At 63.7% G+C, this 21,429-nt stretch carries 22 protein-coding genes and 1 tRNA gene; 12 read left to right on the forward strand and 11 right to left on the reverse strand.

Going from position 1 to position 21,429, the window contains the following annotated elements; genetic code table 11:
* Positions 1 to 23 precede the first annotated feature (23 nt).
* Positions 24 to 1,016 (reverse strand): diacylglycerol/lipid kinase family protein, encoded by a 993-nt coding sequence (locus tag FYJ28_RS11660; protein ID WP_154579402.1) that lies wholly within the window; start codon positions 1,014 to 1,016, stop codon positions 24 to 26.
* An 89-nt stretch (positions 1,017 to 1,105) separates the two neighbouring features.
* On the opposite strand from FYJ28_RS11660, the gene FYJ28_RS11665 reads away from it, so the two are divergent.
* The 10 genes from FYJ28_RS11665 to FYJ28_RS11710 all read left to right on the forward strand — a co-directional run bounded on the left by FYJ28_RS11665 (position 1,106) and on the right by FYJ28_RS11710 (position 11,239).
* On the forward strand, positions 1,106 to 1,879 hold the full coding sequence (locus FYJ28_RS11665) for an SGNH/GDSL hydrolase family protein (protein ID WP_326831680.1): 774 nt from the start codon (positions 1,106 to 1,108) through the stop codon (positions 1,877 to 1,879).
* A 245-nt stretch (positions 1,880 to 2,124) separates the two neighbouring features.
* Positions 2,125 to 3,711, forward strand: a complete 1,587-nt coding sequence (locus FYJ28_RS11670) for an MFS transporter (protein ID WP_154579403.1) — start codon at positions 2,125 to 2,127, stop codon at positions 3,709 to 3,711.
* A 107-nt stretch (positions 3,712 to 3,818) separates the two neighbouring features.
* Positions 3,819 to 4,319 carry a MarR family winged helix-turn-helix transcriptional regulator gene (locus FYJ28_RS11675; protein WP_154579404.1) on the forward strand — a complete coding sequence of 167 codons (501 nt, stop codon included), beginning with the start codon at positions 3,819 to 3,821 and terminating at the stop codon, positions 4,317 to 4,319.
* On the forward strand, positions 4,320 to 5,465 hold the full coding sequence (locus FYJ28_RS11680) for a glucose-1-phosphate adenylyltransferase family protein (protein ID WP_154579405.1): 1,146 nt from the start codon (positions 4,320 to 4,322) through the stop codon (positions 5,463 to 5,465).
* A 354-nt stretch (positions 5,466 to 5,819) separates the two neighbouring features.
* Positions 5,820 to 6,056 (forward strand): 50S ribosomal protein L28, encoded by a 237-nt coding sequence (gene rpmB / locus FYJ28_RS11685; protein ID WP_055239037.1) that lies wholly within the window; start codon positions 5,820 to 5,822, stop codon positions 6,054 to 6,056.
* On the forward strand, positions 6,056 to 6,223 hold the full coding sequence (rpmG, locus tag FYJ28_RS11690) for a 50S ribosomal protein L33 (RefSeq protein WP_013602737.1): 168 nt from the start codon (positions 6,056 to 6,058) through the stop codon (positions 6,221 to 6,223). Before rpmB ends, rpmG begins: the two co-directional genes overlap by 1 nt.
* 2 nt (positions 6,224 to 6,225) lie before the next feature.
* Positions 6,226 to 6,531, forward strand: a complete 306-nt coding sequence (gene rpsN / locus FYJ28_RS11695) for a 30S ribosomal protein S14 (RefSeq protein ID WP_055239038.1) — start codon at positions 6,226 to 6,228, stop codon at positions 6,529 to 6,531.
* 235 nt (positions 6,532 to 6,766) lie between these two features.
* Complete coding sequence (locus tag FYJ28_RS11700) at positions 6,767 to 7,051, forward strand: HU family DNA-binding protein (protein ID WP_055239039.1); 285 nt, start codon at positions 6,767 to 6,769, stop codon at positions 7,049 to 7,051.
* A gap of 139 nt (positions 7,052 to 7,190) precedes the next feature.
* On the forward strand, positions 7,191 to 9,332 hold the full coding sequence (locus tag FYJ28_RS11705; RefSeq protein ID WP_154579406.1) for a cytochrome c oxidase assembly protein: 2,142 nt from the start codon (positions 7,191 to 7,193) through the stop codon (positions 9,330 to 9,332).
* On the forward strand, positions 9,329 to 11,239 hold the full coding sequence (locus FYJ28_RS11710; protein ID WP_154579407.1) for an NHL domain-containing thioredoxin family protein: 1,911 nt from the start codon (positions 9,329 to 9,331) through the stop codon (positions 11,237 to 11,239). The genes FYJ28_RS11705 and FYJ28_RS11710 overlap by 4 nt, the downstream gene beginning before the upstream one ends.
* Before the next feature lie 77 nt (positions 11,240 to 11,316).
* Here FYJ28_RS11710 and FYJ28_RS11715 read toward each other — a convergent pair whose 3' ends face one another.
* From FYJ28_RS11715 to FYJ28_RS11760, 10 genes are all read right to left on the reverse strand, one after another.
* Positions 11,317 to 12,300, reverse strand: coding sequence for a hypothetical protein (locus FYJ28_RS11715; RefSeq protein WP_055239042.1), 984 nt, complete (start codon positions 12,298 to 12,300; stop codon positions 11,317 to 11,319).
* 84 nt (positions 12,301 to 12,384) lie between these two features.
* Positions 12,385 to 13,662, reverse strand: coding sequence for an ABC transporter ATP-binding protein (locus FYJ28_RS11720; RefSeq protein ID WP_055239043.1), 1,278 nt, complete (start codon positions 13,660 to 13,662; stop codon positions 12,385 to 12,387).
* Positions 13,663 to 13,699: 37 nt separating this feature from the next.
* Entirely contained in the window at positions 13,700 to 14,542 is an 843-nt protein-coding gene (locus FYJ28_RS11725) for a carbohydrate ABC transporter permease (RefSeq protein WP_055239044.1), read from the reverse strand.
* A complete protein-coding gene (locus tag FYJ28_RS11730) occupies positions 14,543 to 15,508 on the reverse strand; it encodes a carbohydrate ABC transporter permease (RefSeq protein WP_154579408.1) in 966 nt (321 codons plus the stop codon).
* On the reverse strand, positions 15,505 to 16,791 hold the full coding sequence (locus tag FYJ28_RS11735; protein ID WP_152969809.1) for an extracellular solute-binding protein: 1,287 nt from the start codon (positions 16,789 to 16,791) through the stop codon (positions 15,505 to 15,507). Before FYJ28_RS11735 ends, FYJ28_RS11730 begins: the two co-directional genes overlap by 4 nt.
* A gap of 342 nt (positions 16,792 to 17,133) precedes the next feature.
* On the reverse strand, positions 17,134 to 17,553 hold the full coding sequence (panD, locus tag FYJ28_RS11740; RefSeq protein ID WP_055239047.1) for an aspartate 1-decarboxylase: 420 nt from the start codon (positions 17,551 to 17,553) through the stop codon (positions 17,134 to 17,136).
* Between the two features lie 86 nt (positions 17,554 to 17,639).
* A tRNA-Gly gene (locus FYJ28_RS11745) sits at positions 17,640 to 17,713 on the reverse strand.
* 105 nt (positions 17,714 to 17,818) lie between these two features.
* Positions 17,819 to 18,082 carry a protealysin inhibitor emfourin gene (locus FYJ28_RS11750; RefSeq protein ID WP_154579409.1) on the reverse strand — a complete coding sequence of 88 codons (264 nt, stop codon included), beginning with the start codon at positions 18,080 to 18,082 and terminating at the stop codon, positions 17,819 to 17,821.
* Positions 18,079 to 19,119 (reverse strand): M4 family metallopeptidase, encoded by a 1,041-nt coding sequence (locus FYJ28_RS11755; protein WP_055239049.1) that lies wholly within the window; start codon positions 19,117 to 19,119, stop codon positions 18,079 to 18,081. The genes FYJ28_RS11750 and FYJ28_RS11755 overlap by 4 nt, the downstream gene beginning before the upstream one ends.
* 166 nt (positions 19,120 to 19,285) lie before the next feature.
* Complete coding sequence (locus FYJ28_RS11760; RefSeq protein ID WP_195840661.1) at positions 19,286 to 19,768, reverse strand: SseB family protein; 483 nt, start codon at positions 19,766 to 19,768, stop codon at positions 19,286 to 19,288.
* Positions 19,769 to 19,939: 171 nt separating this feature from the next.
* Between FYJ28_RS11760 and kynA the strand changes: the two genes are divergently transcribed.
* Entirely contained in the window at positions 19,940 to 20,791 is an 852-nt protein-coding gene (gene kynA, locus FYJ28_RS11765; protein WP_055239051.1) for a tryptophan 2,3-dioxygenase, read from the forward strand.
* Positions 20,792 to 20,811: 20 nt separating this feature from the next.
* Entirely contained in the window at positions 20,812 to 21,387 is a 576-nt protein-coding gene (dcd, locus tag FYJ28_RS11770) for a dCTP deaminase (RefSeq protein ID WP_055239052.1), read from the forward strand.
* Positions 21,388 to 21,429: the final 42 nt, after the last annotated feature.

The following is a 21,429-nucleotide window of genomic DNA, read 5'->3' on the forward strand; positions in this document are numbered from 1 at the left end:
GCTTTAAGAAACGGTCACCGGGACTAGGGCTCCGGGTTGGTGAGGATTGCCGGGTCCTTCTTCCCGTGCGGCATCCGGATCCTCAGGGCACTCGGATCAACACGGAGGGAAAGCCGGGTGGCACTGCCCAGATGGTCCCCGTCCATTTCGAAGTCCTGGGGAGTGTCTGCCCAGATATCAGCGCTCTTGCACTGGAAGTACTCGACGGCTGTTCCCCGTCCCTTGCCGCGGCGCAGAAGGCCGGCAGCCACTGACAGCCAGCCCAGGCTGCCCTTGGGGGCCATTGTCATGATGTCCAGCAGTCCGTCGTCGATCTTCGCGCCGGGAAAGACCTCCAGGCCGCCCATGATCTTGCCGCAGTTCCCGCCCATCACGCTGCGCAGCCGCCGGGAGAACGGCTTCCCGCCGTCGATCGAAATCATGGTCTTCACCGGCTTGCCGGGCAGGTTCCGGATGCCGGCGTCCACGTAGGCCAGCCATCCCACGCGGTCCTTGAGGGAAGTGTTCGTGTCCCCCATCATCACGGCGTCGTAGCCCAGTCCGGCCATAACCAGGAAGATCTCACTGTCCACGGCTTCGTCCACCTTCACATGGACCACGTCGATGCGCCGTTCGGTTCCGGTCAGGGCAGTGCGGACGGCCCCTTCGGGATCGTCCACCGGCACGTCCAGATTCCGGGCCAGCAGGTTGCCGGTGCCAAGGGGGAGCAGGCCCAGCGGCGTGTCCGTGCCCGTAAGTTCAGCGGCCACACAGCGGACGGTTCCGTCGCCGCCGGCAGCAATTACGACGTCGGCGCCCTGTTTTAGTGCCTCCCTCGCCATCCCGTGGCCCGGGTCGTCCGCCTCGGTCTCAAGCCACAGCGGTTCTGCCCAGCCTTCGCTGCGGCAGATGTCCTCCACCAGGGCGCGGATATCCACGTCGGTTTTCTTGGTGGGGTTAATGACGACGGCGGCGCGCCGGCCGGAGCTGCGCGGATCCGGTGCGGGAGCGTTCTGCGTCTGGGACTGGCTGGACATGGTGCCCTTCGATTGACGGGAGTGTTCCGGCTCCGAGTCTAGACTGCCCGTTGCCCGGCTGGCGGAAGATCGGCTTGTAGGCTGTGGTGGTGACTTTCTCGCAGCGATACGTGGCCCTTGGAGACTCCTTTACCGAAGGTGTGGGGGACTGGGACCCGTCCCGGCCCAACGGTGTCCGGGGGTGGGCAGACCGGGTTGCCGAACAGCTGGCCCTGGCAGACGATTCATGGGGCTATGCCAATCTGGCCATCCGCGGCAAAAAACTCCGCCAGGTCATCGACGAACAGATTGAGCCTGCGCTGGCCCTGGAACCTACCCTCGTCAGCATCTACGCCGGCGGCAATGACATCCTGCGGCCGAAGGTGGACATCGACGCGATTGTGCAGTCCTACGACTCCGCGATCGGCCGCCTGCGCGCTTCCGGAGCGGCGGTGCTGGTCTTCACCGGATTCGATTCCGGACAGTCACCGATCTTCGGCCGGACCCGGGGCCGCACGGCGCTGTACAACGAACTGGTGCGGGAAGCCGCGGATGCGCACGGGGCGATCCTGGTGGACTACTGGCGGCTGAAAGTCCTTCAGGATGAAAGGTACTGGGACGTGGACCGGCTCCACATGTCCCCGGCCGGCCATATCCTCACTGCGAAGAAGGTCCTGGAAGTCCTTCGGGCCACCGATGCCCTGGACGTCCCAGAGTTGGATACCCTTCCCGCCCGTGACCGGATCCAGCGGCTCAGGCACGACGCACGGTGGGCGCGGGAGTACCTGGGTCCCTGGGTGGGCAGGAGGCTTCGAGGGGTCTCCTCAGGAGACAACCTCAGTGCCCGTTTCCCCTCCCTGGTGCAGCTCACTCCGCAGGGATAAAAGCCTGCAGGAGTGCAGTGCAGGGCATCCAAAATCCATAATGTGATCCACTTCACATAAATTGCTGCTTCTCCTTGCGGATAGTGGCCAAGACAGGTGCCTGCAGTGGGAATCTTCAAGCATAAGTACGCTTACGATTCGGCTAATACGGCCTTCTTTTTTACACTTGTTGGTCTGCCCGGACCTGTCCGGGACAGGGATGCACATTGCCCTTACGCAGATGACCTCTAGAGAAGAAGGCCCAAATGCAGCAAGAAGCACCTGATATGAGCTCCGCTCCGCCCGGTTCACTCCCGGGTGCAGCGGCACGCAAGCCGAAGCGGAGTCCGCTCCGCCGGCGCCGCCTTGAGGTGGAAGACGTCAACGTCGTTGACCACGCGATGATGAAAAAAGCCGTCGGCGGCACCGTCGTCGGCAACACCATGGAGTGGTTCGACATTGGTGTCTACGGCTACCTCGCCGTCACCATGGGCGCCGTCTTCCTGTCCGACGCCGACCCCGCCTCCCAGCTGCTGTTCAGCCTGGGCGTGTTCGCGGCAACCTTCGTTGCCCGCCCGCTGGGCGGCGTGATCTTCGGCCGCATCGGCGACAGGATCGGCCGCCAGAAGACGCTGGCCACCACGCTGATCCTGATGGCAGCGTCCACGTTCGCGATCGGGCTCCTCCCCGGCTACGCCCAGATCGGCATGGCTGCGCCCGTGCTGCTGATTCTCATGAAACTGCTCCAGGGCTTCAGCACCGGAGGCGAATATGCCGGCGCGACAACCTTCGTCTCCGAATACGCCCCGGATAAGCGGCGCGGCTTCCTGGCCAGCATCCTGGACCTCGGCAGCTACATGGGCTTCGCCCTGGGTGCGCTGACGGTATCCACGCTCCAGCTGACCCTGAGCGAAGAAACGATGCTCGACTGGGGCTGGCGCATCCCGTTCCTGATCGCCGGACCGCTTGGTGCCGTTGCGATCTACTTCCGCCTCAAGATCGAAGAATCCCCGGCATTCCAGGCGACCCTGGATGCGCAGGAGGAACAGGCCGCCTCAGCTGCCGGCAAGGCAGCTGACAAAGATGCCGTGGCACAGGGAACGTTCGGCATTTTCCGCACCTACTGGCGGCCGATTGTGCTGGCCATGGTGCTGGTGGCAGCAGCGAACACCGTGGGATACGCGCTGACCTCCTACATGCCTTCCTACCTGACCGATTCAAAGGGATATGACCCGGTACACGGAACGCTGCTGACCATTCCCGTGCTCGTGGCGATGGCGCTGTGCATCCCGCTTACCGGCCGGCTGTCAGACCGCATCGGCCGCCGCCCGGTGCTCTGGATGGGTGCAGGCTCAACGATTGTCCTGGCGGTCCCGTCATTTGTGCTGATCGGGCTGGGGCCCATCTGGTCCACTCTCCTCGGCCTGGCACTGCTGGCTGTCCCGGTGACGTTCTACGTAGCCAACCTGGCCTCAGCGCTGCCTGCGCTCTTCCCGACGGCAAGCCGCTACGGAGCAATGGGCATCGCGTACAACTTCGCCGTGGCCATCTTTGGCGGCACGGCTCCGCTGATCATGCAGGGCCTCATCACCATCACCGACAATGACATGATGCCCGCCTACTACCTGATGGCCACCTCAGCGGTCGGTGCGGTCGCGATCGGCATCATGAAGGAATCGGCCAAACGGCCCATGCCGGGTTCAATGCCCAGCGTCGCCACGGAGGCCGAAGCCCGCGAGCTGGTGGAAACCCAGGATGAGAACCCGCTGCTCGACGTCGACTCCCTGCCGTTCGATGCCGCTGGAGTCTCTGCACCTCCCGCAGACCAGGGCGACCGGGAACCGGTCCGCTAGCCGCTCCTCCGGGAGGCGGCCGCGGCCGGTGCGCGCAACGCCGGCGGCCGCGGCTGTCTTCCAGAGGACCAGCTTGAAGCCTCAAGTTACGTGAGAGAATTACCCGCATGACCGAACCGCAGCCCACCCGCTGGCTGAGCCCGCAGGAGCGCAGCGCCTGGCTTTCCATCTATGCCGTGGCCACCCGCCTTCCGGGGACGCTCGATGCCGATCTCTTCCGCCGGGCGCGGATCACGCTTTTCGATTACCACGTCATGGCAATGACTTCCGAAGCGGAAGGGCAGCAGCTGGCAATGAGTGAGCTTGCTTCACGGTCCAACGCGTCCCTTTCCCGCCTGTCCCATGTAGTGAAGAAGCTGGAACAGCGCGGCTGGATGCGCCGTTTTCCGTCCCCTGCGGATGCCAGGGTGACGACGGCGGCACTCACCAAAGAAGGCATGGATGCGCTCGTCGAACTTGCTCCCGGACATGTGGAAGCCGTCCGCGCGGCTGTCTTCGACGCGCTGGATGACAAAGATGTCGAAGACCTGACCCGCGTCGGCACGAAAATCCTGACACTGCTCGATCCGGCCTCGGACCGCCCGGGTGCCCCAACCGAAGGATCCTGAATGCGCCAGCCCCGGATACTGACCATCATTCTTGCCGGAGGTTCCGGCGGACGGCTCGGGAGCCTCACGGATACCCGCGCCAAGCCGGCAATGCCGGTGGGCGGTTCCTACCGGCTGATCGATATTCCCCTCTCCAACCTGCATAATTCCGGACTTAGCGACGTCTGGATCGTCGAGCAGTACGAACCGAAGTCACTGAACGACCATCTGGTCAGCGGACGTCCCTGGGATCTGGACCGGACCAATGGGGGACTGCGCGTCCTGCCGCCGTTCCAGGGCTCTGATGGTGAAGGGTTCGCCGAGGGCAACGCAGATGCCCTGTACCGCCAGGTGGACTACATCCGCGAATACGACCCCGATTTGATTCTGGTCCTCAGCGCCGACCACCTTTACCGCCTGGATTACCGCGACGTGATTGCCACGCATTCGGCTGCCGGAGCAGCGCTGACCGTGGTGAGCCACCGGATCGTCCACGACCCGTCCGAGCACGGTGTCCTGGAAGTGGACGGCGGGACCGTCACCGGGTTCGAGTACAAGCCGGAGAATCCCAGGACAGACCTGATCGCCGCGGAAATTTTCCTCTACGACGCCGAGGTGCTGCTGCGCAGCCTCGAGGAACTCATGGAACGCGACGGCAAGCTGGAGGACTACGGAGACCAGCTGCTGCCCTATCTTGTGGAACGGGAGAAAGTCGTCGAGCACCGGCTGGACGGCTACTGGCGGGACATGGGTACTCCGGACAGCTACCATCAGGCCCACATGGACCTCCTGGACGGCCACGGGATGGTCTTCGATGACCCGGCATGGCCGATCCTCTCCGCGACTCCGCGGCGGCTGCCCGCCTTCGTGGGTGCATCTGCCCGGGTGGAAACAAGCCTGCTGGCTCCGGGCTGCCGGGTGGACGGTGAAGTCACCCGCAGCGTCGTGGGACCGGACTGCCACATCGAGCCCGGTGCCGAGGTCCACGGCTGTGTCCTGCTCGACGGCGTGCGCGTCATCACGGGCGCCCGGCTGCGGAACATGGTGGTGGATTCCGGAGCCGTGGTGGGCGGTGCAACTGACCTGGATGGTGTGAAAGAGGACCCGGAAACCGGGATCGCCGTCGTGACTTCCGCCGGAGCGCTGGAGAAGCCTTCCACTGATTAGCCGGTTTGGCTCAGGCGACGTAACCGTTTAGGATAGGAAGGCGTTAAGTCGCGCCCATGATCTGGTTTGGTCCCGCAAGGGTACGGACCAGGGCATTTGCGTGGCCGCCCGTATAAACCTAGAATTGAAGGCTGTCACAGCGGATTACTGCTATGGCTGCCCGAACTTCACCGTCTTCCCCGCGGCGAGGCACTTCGGCTGGATCTCACCCCGCCAGGTCAACCTCCGGAAAGTCGCAGTAATAACGGTGTCAAAACTGGTGGCGGGACGCTCTTTATTGCAGGTGCCATGGCGGCATCGCCTGGTGCTTGTTTTTTGAGGACCGTCATATTTACTACAACTGGAGGAGAGATCATGGCAGCTTACTGCCAGGTAACCGGAGCTGTTCCCGGCTTTGGTCACAGCATTTCGCACTCGCACCGCCGCAACAAGCGTCGGTTCGACCCGAATATTCAGAAGAAGCGCTACTGGGTTCCGTCCCTGCGCCGCAACGTGACGCTGCAGGTTTCGGCCCGCGGCATCAAGACGATCGACGTCCGCGGCATTGACGCAGTCGTCACCGAACTCCTCGCGAAGGGTGTGAAGCTCTAGTGGCTAAGGATAAGGACGTTCGTCCGATCATCAAGCTGAAGTCGACCGCCGGCACCGGGTACACCTACGTGACCCGCAAGAACCGTCGTAACGACCCGGACCGCATGGTTCTGAAGAAGTACGACCCCAAGATCCGCCAGCACGTCGAATTCCGTGAGGAGCGCTAAGAATGGCAAAGAAGTCCAAGATTGCCCGCAACGAGCAGCGCAAGGTTGTTGTTGAGCGCTACGCTGCCAAGCGCCTCGAACTGAAGAAGACCCTGGTCGACCCGAACGCGACTGACGAAGCACGCGAAGCAGCACGCCTCGGCCTGCAGAAGCTTCCCCGCAACGCTTCGCCGGTTCGCCTGCGCAACCGCGACCAGATCGACGGCCGCCCCCGCGGTACCCTCCAGAAGTTCGGTATCTCCCGCGTGCGTTTCCGCGATATGGCTCACGCCGGCGAACTGCCCGGCATCAAGAAGTCCAGCTGGTAAGCATCGCTTTCCACGCCTGAAAAGGGCGGCAACCGTTATGGTTGCCGTCCTTTTTGCGTCCTAGGCAGTTCCGCAGACCAAAAACTGCCCTGATTCGTCCAAAAACCCGAAAAAACCGCGAAAACCCGCGGTTTTCTGCGCGACTTGGGCTCCTAAGCTGGTAAGTTTTCGAACAGAGGCGGTTACGCATCCGTGAACCGCTCGCGCTAAACACCAGAGTCCAGGAGGACATAAATTGGCTATGAACCGCAGTGAACTTGTTGCCGCAGTCGCAGAGAAGTCCGGCAACAGCCAGACCGCCGTCAACGGCGTGCTCGATGCTGTCTTCGACATCTTCGCCACTTCCGTTGCCAACGGCGAGAAGATCACCATCCCGGGCTGGCTTGCTGTTGAGCGCACCGACCGCGCAGCTCGCCAGGGCCGTAACCCGCAGACCGGCGAAACCATTCAGATTCCGGCCGGCCACAGCGTCAAGCTGACCGCAGGTTCCAAGCTGAAGGCTGCTGTCGCCAAGAAGTAGTATTTCGCTTTTCACTCGAAGGGCCGGTGCCGGAATGGTACCGGTCCTTTGTGTTGCTGCCGCGCATCCGGTACGCCACCCGCAGCCGAATGGATCAATCTGCGGCAGTGATTGGCCCAATTTTTACAAGGGGTAGAGAATGGATAGCGTGCCGAACTCTGCCAAGACCCAGAACACGCTCCCTGGCCGTCCAGCCGGCGGAGCGTCCGAACCCGGTCATCCCGCCCGCAACGGCTGGCTCGCCGCAGGCGCCGCCGTTATGCTGCTGGCGCTCGGAGTGGCGCTGCTGTTTACAGGCTCAGCAGCCGCCGCTCAGCTGGCGGATCCGGGCGCGCTGACACGCTGGGGCCTGCCCATCGCAAAGGCCGTCCAGAACGGCGCCGTGGCAGCAGTCATCGGCGCCCTGGTGTTTGCCGTCTTCATTCTGCCCAAGCACGCGGGACCTAAACGCGGCAGGGGCGAGCGGGAAACCCGCCCCGAGCATCCGGCCTTCACTCAGGCCATGTACCTGGCCTCCGGCGCCGCGGCACTGTGGACGCTGTCCGCCATCGCCGTCATGCTTTTTACCTACTCCGACGTGTCCGGACTGCCCCTTAGCCCTGACCCCTCCTACACCGACGGGCTCGCGTCCTTCCTGACGGACTTCGCCAACGGCCGGGCCTGGCTGGCAGTGAGCATCATCGCTGCCGTGGTGACCACCCTGACATTTGGTGTCCGCTCGCTGACCGGCCTGGCGCTGACCCTGATCCTTGCCGTGGGTGGCCTGCTGCCAATGGCGCTGGTGGGCCACGCGGCCGGCGGCGATGACCACAGCGCCGCGGTGAACTCCATTGGCCTGCACCTGATCGGCGTCTGCGTCTGGATTGGCGGGATCATTGTCCTCGCCGTTATTGCCAAGCAGCTCGGGGACATCACCGGCACGGTCCTGCGCCGCTTCTCGGCCCTGGCCGGCTTCGGTTTCGTGCTGGTTTCCCTCTCCGGCCTGGTGAACGCGTCCCTGCGCATCACGTCCCTGGAACAGCTGGATTCCCGCTGGGGGGCGCTGGTGCTCTTCAAGGTCGCGGCAACCCTGGTGCTGGGCATCCTAGGCCTGCTTCACCGCCGCTGGATCATCCCGCAGCTTCCGGTGGCCGCTTCCGGCAAGGGTGCGACGACGCCCGCTTCCGGCGGTATGAGCGCACGCCGTGTGCTGTGGCAGCTGATCGGCGTCGAACTGCTGATCATGGGGGCAATCTCCGGCGTGGCTGCGGCGCTGGCCCGCACCGCTCCGCCGCGTCCGGAGGAACTGCCCCCGAACGCGTCGCCTGCACGCATCCTCACCGGCTACGACCTGCCGCCCGAGCTGACCGCGGAACGTTACCTCACCGAGTGGCGCTTCGACTGGCTCTGGGTCGCCATTGTGGTGACCATCGGCGTCGCGTACCTGCTGGGCGTACGCAAGCTGCGCCGCCGGGGGGACAAATGGTCCTTCGTCCGGACCGTCTGCTGGTTCGTGGGCCTGATCGCCCTCACCTACGTCACCTCCGGCGCGCCGGCGGTGTACGGCATGGTGCTGTTCAGCACGCACATGCTCGGACATATGGCGCTGACCATGGTGGTCCCGCTGTTCCTGGTCCTCGGCGCGCCCGTGACGCTGGCCCTCAAGGCTCTCACTCCGCGCGGGGACGGCAGCCGCGGACTGCGCGAATGGATCCTGATCGCGGTGCACTCGCGGTACTCCAAGATCATCACCAATCCGATCTTTGCCGCCGTGAACTTTGCCGGCTCGATCGTGATTTTCTATTACTCGGAGCTGTTCGGGTTCGCGCTGCGCGAGCACGTGGGCCACGAGCTGATGATCCTGCACTTCCTGCTCACCGGCTACATCTTCATCCTGACCATGATCGGGATCGACCCGCTGCCCAGCCGGGCCCCGTACCCGCTGCGCCTGGTGATCCTGCTGGCAACCATGGCGTTCCACGCGTTCTTCGGCGTCGCGGTCATGGGCCAGACCTCGCTCATCCAGGCGTCGTACTTCGGCAACATGGGCCGGGACTGGGGTGTCAGCGCACTGGAGGACCAGCAGCTCGGCGGAGCCATCATGTGGGGAATCGGCGAAATTCCCACTGTCCTGGTGGCAATCGGCGTCGCACTTCAGTGGTCGCGCACGGATGCACGTGAAACAAAACGCAAAGACCGTGCGGCCGAACGGAATAACGATGCTGAACTTACGGCTTACAACAATATGTTCGCCCAGCTGGCCGAACGTGATGCTAGGACAGACCAAGGAGAACGCAGATGACTGAAACGGTGCGCGCCGGATACCGCGTCCGGGCCTCCGAACTGGAGGGACGCAACTGGCTCAACACCGGTGGCAGGCAGCTGGGACTCGAAGACCTCCGCGGCAAGATTGTGCTGCTGGACTTCTGGACCTTCTGCTGCATCAATTGCCTGCATGTGCTGGATGAGCTGCGGCCCCTGGAAGCCAAGTACTCAGACGTCCTGGTGACGGTGGGCGTTCATTCGCCCAAGTTCGAGCACGAAGCCGACCCGGTTGCCCTGGCGGCCGCCGTCGAACGCTACGAAATCCACCACCCGGTCCTGGACGATCCGGAACTGGCAACGTGGCAGGCTTACACCGCCCGCGCCTGGCCCACCCTGGTGGTCATCGACCCCGAAGGCTACATCGTTGCCCACCTCTCCGGTGAGGGCCACGCAGCCGGGCTGGAGTCCCTCGTCGCCGAGCTTGTTGCCGAGCACGAAGCGAAGGGCACCCTGCACCGCGGGGACGGTCCCTACGTCCCGGCCGAGGCGACGTCCGGCGATCTGCGCTTCCCGGGCAAGGCCGTTGCCCTTCCGGAGGGGACCTTCCTGGTTGCCGATACCGGGCACCACCGTCTGGTGGAGCTGGAAGCGGACCTCACCACCGTCCGCCGCACCATTGGCGAAGGCACCAAGGGCTGGCGCGACGGCGACGCCGGAACTGCGCGGTTCAACGAACCGCAGGGGCTCGCCGTGCTGCCGGCCGCTGTCGCTGAGACCCTTGACTACGATGTCCTGGTGGCAGATACCGTGAACCACCGCCTGCGCGGCGTGAACCTCGCCACGGGCGCAGTCACCACGGTGGCCGGCAACGGAGTGCAGCGGCTGCTCGACGCGGAGAACCAGTCCGCCCCCGTATCGACCGATCTCGGAACCGACCCGCTGGGCACGTCGCTCTCCTCCCCCTGGGACGTCCTCTGGTCCACCGCCCTGAACCAGGCCGTTATCGCCATGGCCGGAACGCACCAGATCTTCGCGTTCGATCCCGCCACCGGCGCTCTTTCCATCCTGGCCGGCACAGGCTTGGAGGGACTGCTCGACGGCGACGGTGGCGCCGCATGGTTCGCCCAGTCCTCAGGCCTGGCACAGGACGCCGAGGGCAGCATCTGGGTAGCGGATTCGGAAACGTCAGCGCTCCGGAAACTTACCTTCGACACGTCGGGTGCGGAAACGGCAGTCACGGTCGAAACTGCAGTAGGCGCAGGACTCTTCGACTTCGGCTACCGCGACGGCGCCTCCGCCGAAGCACGGCTGCAGCATCCCCTGGGCGTCGCTGTGCTGCCGGACGGCTCAGTAGCCATTGCCGACACCTACAACGGTGCCGTGCGGCGCTACGATCCTGCCGCGCAAAGCGTCTCGACGCTCTCCCGCGGCCTTGCGGAACCATCGGGGGTCCTCATCGACACAACAGCCGCTGAGCCGCTCCTGATCGTTGTGGAGGCCAACAAGCACCAGCTGGTGCGGCTTCCCATCCCCAAGGAAGCACAGTCAGTGGATGAGGGAGCGCGTCAGACACAGCGCCCCAAGACGGCCATCGCGGCCGGCCCGCTGGGGCTGACGGTCCGTTTCGCAGCGCCCAAGGGACAGAAGCTGGACGACCGCTGGGGAGACCCGACGCAGCTGAAGATCTCCTCCTCACCCGAGGAGCTGCTGGTCTCCGGAGGCGGCACCGCCGTCGGGCTGGTCCGTGAACTGGTGCTTTCCGACGCCGTCACTGAAGGCGTCCTGCACATCACCGCCCGTGCCGCAGCATGTGACGGCGAACCGGGGGGAGAGATCCCGGACCATGCTGCATGCCATCTGTACCAGCAGGACTGGGGCATCCCCGTGGTCGTGCAGGCAGGCGGCGAGACTGAACTGACCCTGGATCTGCGCGGACTGGACTAACTCCCGCACCCCCACCCAACGAGATAGCAGAAACTGCCCGTATCCGGCCGGATACGGGCAGTTTCTGCTATCTCGTGTTACTCGATAACCGCGGTAAGGGAGATGCCGCCGTCAGTCACTGAAAGCCGGGCACCGAAGGTGAAGTCCTTGTCTTCCACCAGAGGGCTCTGCACCCCGGAGAACAGATCGGTCTGGGTGGCTTTGACCCGGGCCGTGCCCTGCAGCGGGGCGAGCACCCAGTGACCCTCTGCGGGGGAGATCTCAACACTCGGGTAATCGACAATCTCCCACGTGATGGGAGGCTCAACCCGGTTGTCCGTCAGGTGGTAGAAGGGGCAGCCCGGAGGCGCCAGCCGGTTCTGTTCCCCGGCACAGCTGTCCAGGAACTCGCGGACCCGGGTGTCAACCGCTTCCACCAGCTCATCGGTGGGCTGGCTCCGCAGCGTCAGGTCCAGTGAATCTCCGGGAGAGGACAGGACTGCCGCCTGTTCAGGAGCCTCGAAGTACCCGCTCGAGTAGGAGGCCGCCACCCGGGCGGGGTAGAACGCTGTGAACGTGTTGCTGCCCTCGGGCAGCAGGACCTGGCTGCCGTTCAGCACAGCCTCGTTCTGGTTGGCGGCGTTGACCTGGAAGGTCGGGAGTTCCTGCGGACGGATCTTCCACTCATCGAAGAAGATCCAGCGGGTACCGGTCCGCTCAAGTTCGAAGGTCGACTGGTGTTCGGATCCATCCAGCCGGTACTTGACCACAACGTCGGTGCGTCCCTTAACGGATGCTTCTGCTTCATCCATGGACAGCACTTCAAGCCCGTCCATGGAGGCTTTCAGCGCCTCTCCGTCCAGGAGGGCGGCGTTGGCGTCTGGAACCTTGGCGTTCAGGATCCCGAGGGCCTGGCCGCCGTTGCCCTCCTGAAGCGCCTGGAAATAGTCCTCCACCTGGTTGGCCGGCCCGTAAACCTTTGCGTTTACGAGCCAGATGGCGACGACGGCGGACGCGATGGTCAGCATGAGGACAGTGAGCCATATGGTGACTGCCCTGATTACCGGTGATGATGCCTGCACGCTCTTACGTTACCTGCCGCGGGCGGGCGCAGCTTACCCGGAGGCGGCTGCGTGCCGTCCCCGGGTCAGCCGGACCGATGCCCCTTAGGCGTCCGCTGCGGTGGCCGCGGCTTCCTTTTGTTCGTCGCGGGCCATGGCGATTTCTTCGGCACGCCGCTCATTAGCTTCTTCAGTCAGTTCCGCGCCGGCCTCCGGATCGCGGGTCAGGTTCTCGCCCGTCTCCGGATCGAAGATATGGATCTTGCGGGTGTCCAGCCACAGCTCTGCCTCACGGCCGCCGCGTACCCGGCTGGCGGCGTCGAGGGTCACCACGATCTGCGGGCGGAGTTCATCCGCGTCCATGTCCCGCGCCAGGTTGTCCAGCAGTTCCCGGACCTCGGGCGTGGGGTCGAAGTGGATGTAACCGTACTGTTCGTTGCCGAGCCATTCGGTGTGGGTGATGGCGGCCTTGAAAGTGGATCCCTTCGCCAGCTTGTCACCTTCCACCAGCGAGGCATCCTCAAAGAACTCCGGCCGGATGCCCACCAGCACGACTTTCTTGCCCTGTGCCTTGGCAGCCTTGTCTTCGGGGACCTGGATATCACCGACGGCGGTCTCCAGGATGTTTCCTTCCTTGATGGTCGCCGGGAGGAAGTTCATGGAGGGGGAGCCAATGAAACCGGCTACAAAGAGGTTGACGGGCTGCTCATACAGTTCACGGGGGGACGCCACCTGCTGCAGGATGCCCTTTTTCAGGACTGCAACGCGGTCGCCGAGGGTCATGGCCTCGGTCTGGTCGTGGGTCACGTAGATGCTGGTCACGCCCAGGCGCCGCTGCATCTGCGAGATTTCCGACCGCATCTGGCCGCGGAGCTTGGCGTCGAGGTTGGAGAGCGGCTCATCGAACAGGAACGCATCGGCCTGACGGACGATCGCGCGGCCCATGGCTACCCGCTGGCGCTGGCCGCCTGAGAGGTTCGCGGGCTTGCGGTCCAGGTGCTCCGTCAGCTCCAGGGTGGAAGCTGCGTCATTAACGAGCCGCTTAACTTCCTCATCGTTGTACTTGCCCTTGTTGAGCCGCAGCGGGAAGGCGATGTTCTCGAATACGGTCAGGTGCGGATAGAGGGCATAGTTCTGGAACACCATCGCAAGGTTCCGGTCCCGCGGAGCCTTGTCATTGACGCGCTCACCGTTGATCAGCAGGTCACCGGAAGTGATGTCCTCCAGACCCACGATCATACGAAGCAGGGTCGACTTACCGCAGCCGGACGGTCCCACCAGGATGATGAACTCGCCGTCGGCAATGTCCAGGCTGACGTCGTTGACGGCGGGGAAGCCGTCCCCGTACTTCTTGACGAGATGGTTGAGAGTGATAGATGCCATGCTCATGGCTCCTTTTCTAGTACCGTGCGTCTGGGGGCTAGCCCTTGACGGCGCCCTGGGTTAGTCCGGATACGATCTGTCGCTGGAACAGCAGTACGAGTACAACGACCGGGATGGTCACAATGATCGCTGCTGCGGAAATTGCCCCCGTTGGTGCCTCGAACTGGGAAGCTCCCGTAAAGAAGGCCAGCGCGGCCGGAACCGGCCGGGCGGCTGAGGTCGACGTGAGTGAAATGCCGTACACGAAGTCGTTCCAGGCGATGAAGAATGCGATGATCGCCGTCGTGAAGACGCCGGGCGCGGCAAGCGGAACGATCGCCTTCCGGAACGCCTGCCACGTGGTGGCGCCGTCCACCTGTGCCGCCTGCTCCAGTTCCCACGGAATCTGGCGGAAGAACGCGGCCAGGGTCCAGATGGAGATGGGAAGGGTAAGCGAGAGGTAGGGAATGATCAGCCCGGGCCAGGTGTCGTAGAGACCAATGTTCCGCCAGAGGTTGAACAAGGGGGTCACGATGGAGATCACCGGGAAGATCGAGACGCCAAGAGCTGTGGTCAGCACCAGCCGCTTGCCCGGGAAATCCAGGCGGGCGATGGCGTAGGCACACAACGTAGCAAGTACGACGGCGATGAACGTGGCGATCAGCGAAATGCCGATCGAGTTCCGCAGCGCGGAGAGGAACAGTTCCTGTGCGTCTCCAACCAGGATCTGTTCGTAGTTCACCGTGGACCAGGTGGTCGGCAGGAACGTGCCGGAGGTGAGGTCGCTGGGAAGCTTGAACGACGTCGCGAAGATGGATGCAACGGGGAACAGCGCATAGACGATCACCAGGATGGAAATGATGGTCCAGGTGATGCGCCTGCGTATCGGTGACGATTCCATTTAGTTGCCCCCTCGTGCGCCGGTCAGGTCCACCTTGAAAAGTTTGATCGCCACGAAGCAGATCAGGATCACGCAGAGGAACAACAGGACTGAAACTGCCGAACCCATGCCGATCTCCAGCCGGGTAATCGATGTGCGGTAGGCCAGGAGGGACAGGGTCTCAGTGCCGTAGGCGCCCCTGGTCATGATGTAGACGTTGTCGAAGATTCGGAAGGCATCAAGTGCGCGGAACAGGACGGCCACCATGATGGCTGCCTTCATGTTCGGCACGATCACCCGGGAGAACCGCTGCCACCAGGTGGCGCCGTCGACCTCTGCCGCCTCGGTGAGCTCACCCGGGACCTGCGCGAGTCCGGCCAGCAGGAGGAGGGAGATGAACGGCGTCGTCTTCCAGATCTCCGAGGCCATGATGACGGTGATGGCGGTACCGAAGTCAGCGAACCAGTTCAGGTCGGTGCTGATGCCCGGCACCCAGCTGAACCAGTGGTTTATGTATCCGGAGTTGATGTCGAAGGCGTAGAACCAGGCGAATGCCGATACCACGGTGATGATGCCGTAGGGGACCAGGATGGCCGTGCGCAGCCAGCCGCGGACTGCCTTCAGAGCGCTGTTCATGACCATGGCCAGCGCAAAACCGAGCACGAGCTCGATCACCACGGTGACCACGGTGATCAGCAGGGTTACTCCCAGGTCCCGCCAGAAGACTTCATCGGTGAGGATGGTCGCGTAGTTGCTGAGGAAGACGAACTCCCGGTCGTCCGGAGCCGTCAGGCGGTACTTGAAGAGCGAATCCCAGAGCGCCAGGAGGATGGGATAAGCGGTTACGGCCAGCATGATGATGAACGCAGGCCCGGCCAGCCAGAAACCCAGCCGCCGTTCAGCCCTGGCCCGGTCGCTCAGCCCGGGTTTGCGTCCTTTGGGACTGCCGCCGGCAGCGGCGGCACGCGTCTCGACTGACGTACTCATAGCAGCCTCTCTCCCTTCAGGACCTCAAGAATGAACTGCTGGCTGGTTTCCGGCGTGGTGTCCGGATTGACGTCCTGCGGCGGAGTCCAGGTCTGCTGGATGCCGGTGGAGATTTCGTTGTAGTACGGAGTCTGCGGGCGGGGTTTGGCCAGATCGAGCGATTCACGGATCGTCCCTGCCATGGGGAACGTATCCACCACCTCCGGATCGTTATACGCATCCGGGTTCGAGGGCGGGTTGCCGTTGCTGGCGAAGTAATACGCCTGGTTCTCAGGACTGACAATGCACTCGATCGCGTCGAAGGCCTCATCCGGATGCTTGCTCTTGGAGCCAACGCCCAAATTGATGCCGCCCAGCGGGGGAGCGGTTTCCTCGCCCTCGTTGACCTGGGGGTACAGTGCCCAGCCAATGTCGTCGATCAGGGAAGCCGGCAGGGCACCCTCCTCAACGGCAGCGTTGGTCGCGGGCCAGACGAAGGGATAGTTGACCATAAACGCTCCCTTGTCGCCCTGGAACTGGATCATCGAAAAGTTCTCGGTCTGGGTTGGAAGCCCCGGGCCGCCGAGGCCTTCCTTGCCGATGGTGGAGACGATTTCGGCGGCCTTCTTCCCGGCATCCGAGTCGATGCCCAGCCGGATCTCATCGGCCGAGGCATCCGGGTTCTCCACGATCTGCCCGCCGGCCGATTCGATCAAAGCGTTCACCCATACGGTCATGGACTCGGCCCGGGCGCCCTGGACGCTGAGGTACTTGTCCTGGCTGGCGACCGCTTCGATCAGCTGGTCCCAGGTGACGGGCTGGCTCATATCGAGCCCGGCGGCCTCGGCCACGGACTTGCGGTACCAGAGAATCTGAGTGTTCGCCCAGAACGGGACGGCGACTACCTCGTCCTTCCAGGTGGCACCGGCAAGGGCGCCTTCCAGGACGTTGGCGGTGGTGCGTTCACGCACGTCATCAGGAATCGGCGCCAGGTATCCCGGTTCCGCGTATTCAGGGACGTTGGGCGGGTCCAGGCTCATGATGTCCATGCTGGTGTCACCGGCTGCGAGCCGCCGCGCCAGCTGCTCCCGCTGCGACGGGGCATCGTTGGGAAGAAGCGAAGTCTCAATGGTGTATGCCCCGTCCGAAGCGTCAGTGCAACGCTTCGCGAGTTCGGCCTGGCCGCCGTCGTCGGGGTTGATGTACCACGTCAGGGTCGGCGCAGAACCGGAATCCGAGCTGCAGCCGGCCAGCAGAGTGGCACCAACGGCGAGGGCGAACCCCGCAGCTGCAGACTTCTTCATCCGGTGTCTGCCGTGATGTTTTGCACCTTGTGGCATGGGTATATGCCTCCACCTCGTCGTAGGCACGGACTTCAGTGATGTTCCGCGAAAGGAAGCTCAGCAACCTTTCGATCGACCATATGCCCTCAGGGGTGGGTTGCGCCACAGTTCGCTGGTGAAACCAGCGAAACCTCAGGTGGCAGGGGTGTGGGCCGTTACCGATCCGTGTTGAAGCGGGCAGAACAAGCGTAGTTTGGGCAGCAAAAAAGGGCCGAAGGTGAGTAGTGTGCCCGCAGGTATCTGCAGGCTTGCGCCGTCGGGGGCCCAGCCCGCTCCCGTCAGGGACTTGGTATGTCCGCGGCGCTAGGAACGGGAGGCAGCCAGCGGAGGGCGCTCCGTGCCGGGGGTGAGGGCTTCGGCGGGATCCGTGCCGAGCTGCAGGATGCGGTTGTCCGCATCAACGTGCACCACCGTGGGAACGTAGGCGCGGGCCTCTTCGGTGGTCATGTCGGCGTACGTGATCAGGATGACTTTGTCGCCAATGTTCACCAGGTGCGCGGCTGCCCCGTTGATGCCTATGACGCCGGAACCGCGTTCACCGGCAATGGTGTAGGTTTCCAGCCGCGAGCCGTTGTCCACATCCACGATCGCTACCAGCTCGCCGGGAAGGATGTCCGCTGCGTCCAGAAGATCCTCGTCAATCGTCACGGACCCGACGTAGTGGAGATTTGAATGGGTAACGGTAGCCCGGTGGATCTTGGACTTAAACATTTTGCGGTTCATAGCGTGTACAAGTCTACGCCCGCCCCGGTCCGGCCCCTGGGCTCAAAAAAGGATCACCCCGGCCGGTGAGCCAGGGTGATCCGTGTTGGAGCGGGCGACGGGAATCGAACCCGCGTATCGAGCTTGGGAAGCTAGCGCTCTACCATTGAGCTACGCCCGCATGGGCCGGTGAACACCGGCACAGGAGACCACTTTACATGTCTTTGGCACCAGCAGCCTAAACACGTTTCGGCTGCCGGTAAGGCTCCGGTGCGCCGGAGAACGGCTAGGCCCGGCGGGCCGCTTCGCCGCTGCGCGCCCGCTCCACCAGCTCGCGCCAGCGTCCCTTGAGCGAAGTCTCCGGGATGGTGACGGCCTCTTTGCCCACGCTTATCTCGTACGTGAAGCGGTCGGCACCGTTCTGCTCTTCCTGAGGCGGGTCCTGGAGCAGGGGAAGCCAGCGTTCTTCGGCCTCTTCGGAACTCACCTCACTGCTCCACGTGCGCCGCATGCCAGCCATACCTCCGGTACGCACCACAACGAGTCTCATACCATGACATTAACCTCTTCCCATGCCGCCTGCACAGCAGAACTTTCTTCGCTTCCGGAGCCGTAGCGCTTTTCCGCGGCCGCAACGGTGGCTGCGGCGAAGACGGAAAACGTGCAGTCGACGGGGAGGCCGGGCTCGGTAATGGTGTCGTACCAGACCTGACCTGCGCGTTCCCAGGCGAATCCGCCCAGCCGCACGGCGGCAAGGTAGAAGGCGTGGTTGGGAATTCCGGAATTCAGGTGCACGCCCCCGTTGTCCGAAGTGGTTTCAACATAGTCCGCCATGTTGGCCGGCTGCGGATCCTTGCCCAGCACGTCGTCGTCGTAAGCCGTGCCGGGGGCTGACATGGATCGGAGGGCAGTCCCGGAGACTTCCGGAGTGAACAGGCCTTCCCCGATCAGCCAGGAGGCCTGCTCCGCCGTCTGCCCGCGGAGTTTCTGCTCCACCAGGGTTCCGAACACATCGGCCACGGATTCATTCAGCGCCCCGGCCTGGTCCTGGTAGACAAAGTTGGCGGTGTACTGGATGACGCCGTGGGTCAGCTCATGGCCGATCACCGTCAGCGATTTGCTGAACCGCTGGAATACCTCGCCGTCGCCGTCACCCAGGACCATCTGGGCCCCGTTCCAGAAAGCATTGTCATAGTCACGGCCGTAATGGACGGTTGCGAGCAGCGGCTGCCCGGCGCCGTCGACCGATGAGCGGCCGTACGCGTCAGAGAACAGTGCGTAGGTGGCACCGAGCCCGTCGTAGGTTTCGTCGACGGCGGGATCGCCCGTAGGCGGGGTTCCCTCAGTCCGCACTTCCTTGCCCGGGAGTTCCTGCTGCCCAAGGGCGTCAAATACGGTCCTGCGGAGCTTGGGGCTGAACGCGGTTCCTGAGGACGGAGGCATCGCGGAGCGGCCGAGCTGCCGGGTTTCCGCCACGGAAGTGAATTCCATGAGCGTGCGCCTGGCAGCATCGGCCGCTGCAGCGAGCCGGTCGGGACGGTCCGCAATCCGGGAGAGCAGATACGGCGGAACGATCGAGCAGTTCATTGGGGAAGCTGGGAAACAGGTCACTTTACAGCCCTCCATCTGTAGTGAGTTTCCTCAGAGTAGACGCCGCCACCCCCACTGCAATGCCGTTAGGTGCAAAACCGTGCGGGCGTATCCATAGGGCAATAAACGCGCCGCAAATCCCGGGGACCGGGCAGGGAAGGTGTTATTCGTTGGAGGAGTCTGTGCCTGCTGCGGAGCCGCCAAACGCGGCGACTACTGCTTCGACGCCTTCGGGGCCGAGTTCCAGGCCCAGGGAGTTGCCGGGGTTGATGGCCAGCCCGTATCCGGGAGCGATGCTGCGCAGGGTGGCTTCGCCGGAGGCCTTGACCATAATCGGGGCGGTGTCGCGGATCCGCTGCGGAATGCGCTGGGCGTCCGTGAAAGTGGCCGCTACGGGAGCTGCTCCTTCGGGCGACTGCAGGACCAGCGCCTGGAAGCTGGCGGGGTCGTCCTCCACTGTCAGGCGTCCCACGCTGAGCAGCTCCGAATTCCAGATTGCGGTAATGACGTCCTGGTTGCTGATCGTGCCCGACTGGCCGGCCACGATGGCCTGCTCCAGCGCAGTGGCAGGTTCGGGTGAGCTCGGGCGGGTTTCGCCTGCTTCCTCAGCTGCGCCGTCGGGCGTGTTGTTAATGCCGTTGTCCAAGGGGGGCCTCCTCTGGAGGGTCGGATGCATAAACGGCCAGTCTTCCACAGCCTGTCCGTGGCGCAGAAGAAAATCCCGGCGGGCTGCCGCTACCGTGAAGTCAGCACTGCGGACCGCGCACCCGGCAGGCCCGGGACAACAGACCAAACCACAGCCACAAATGGAGCAGTGATGAGCGTAGACCGGAACACCCGGGACCTGGAGCCGGGCATTGAGCGGGATTTCAGCAGGAAAATGAGCTACGGCTCGTATCTGGGCCTTGATGAACTGCTCTCCGCCCAGCACCCGGTCAGTGACCACCATGACGAGATGCTGTTCATCATCCAGCACCAGACCTCCGAGCTTTGGCTTAAGCTGGTACTCCACGAATTGCGCGGAGTCCGTACCCGGCTGATGAATGACGACCTGCGTGCTGCCATGAAAGGGATCGCACGGATCAAGCACATCCAGCGTTCGCTGACCGAGCAGTGGTCCGTCCTGGCAACCCTGACGCCGTCGGAGTACGCGGAGTTCCGCGGCGAGCTCGGAGCCTCTTCCGGCTTCCAGTCCTACCAGTACCGTGCGGTTGAGTTCCTGCTGGGAAACAAGAACGCCGCCATGCTCGAAGTGTTCCGGGCGGACCCGCAGGCCCAGGAACTGCTGGCTGACCTTCTTGCGGGGACCAGCGTCTACGACGAATTCATCCGGGCCCTGCACCGGCGCGGTTACCCGGTGCCGCAGGAACTCCTGGACCGGGACGTCACCCAGGCGCATGTCTTCAGCGGCCCGTTGATGGACATATTCCGGGACGTGTATGAAAACCCTGCTGAGAACTGGGACATCTACGAGGCCTGCGAGGAACTGGTGGACCTGGAGGACAACTTCCAGCTCTGGCGCTTCCGGCACCTGCTCACCGTGCAGCGCACAATCGGCATGAAGCGGGGAACCGGCGGCTCCTCAGGGGCACACTTCCTCCGCAGCGCCCTCGACCTCACCTTTTTCCCCGAGCTCTATGCCGTGCGCACCGAAATTGGGCAGCGTTGAGGATGCGCTATTTTTAGAAGGTGCTGATATCTGACCGCGACATTCGAGCCGAAATTGCCGACGAGCGGATCGTCCTGGATCCCTATGACCCCGCAATGGTCCAGCCTTCCAGCGTCGACGTGCGGATCGACCGCTACTTCCGGCTCTTCGACAACCATAAATACGCGCACATTGATCCGTCCCTGGACCAGCCGGACCTTACCCGCCTGGTTGAGGTGGCCCCTGACGAGCCCTTTATCCTCCATCCGGGTGAGTTCGTCCTCGGATCCACGTATGAAAGCGTCACCCTGCCCGATGACGTCGCTGCGCGGCTGGAAGGCAAGTCCTCGCTGGGCCGGCTTGGCCTGCTGACGCACTCCACCGCCGGGTTTATCGACCCCGGGTTCTCCGGCCACGTGACACTCGAGCTCTCCAACATGGCGACCCTTCCGATCAAGCTGTGGCCCGGTTCCAAAATCGGCCAGCTCTGCTTCTTCAGGCTCAGCTCGCCGGCCGAGTACGCCTACGGGTCCGGTGTCTACGGTAACCGGTACCAGGGACAGCGGGGCCCGACGGCGTCGCGCAGCCACCTGAACTTCCACCGCACCAGCATCTAGGGCCAGGTCCGGCGCCAAGGCGCCCTTACTGTGGACACCTGC

This window comes from Arthrobacter sp. BL-252-APC-1A, from assembly GCF_009696625.1.
In the GTDB taxonomy this organism is placed as follows: Bacteria; Actinomycetota; Actinomycetes; order Actinomycetales; family Micrococcaceae; genus Arthrobacter_B.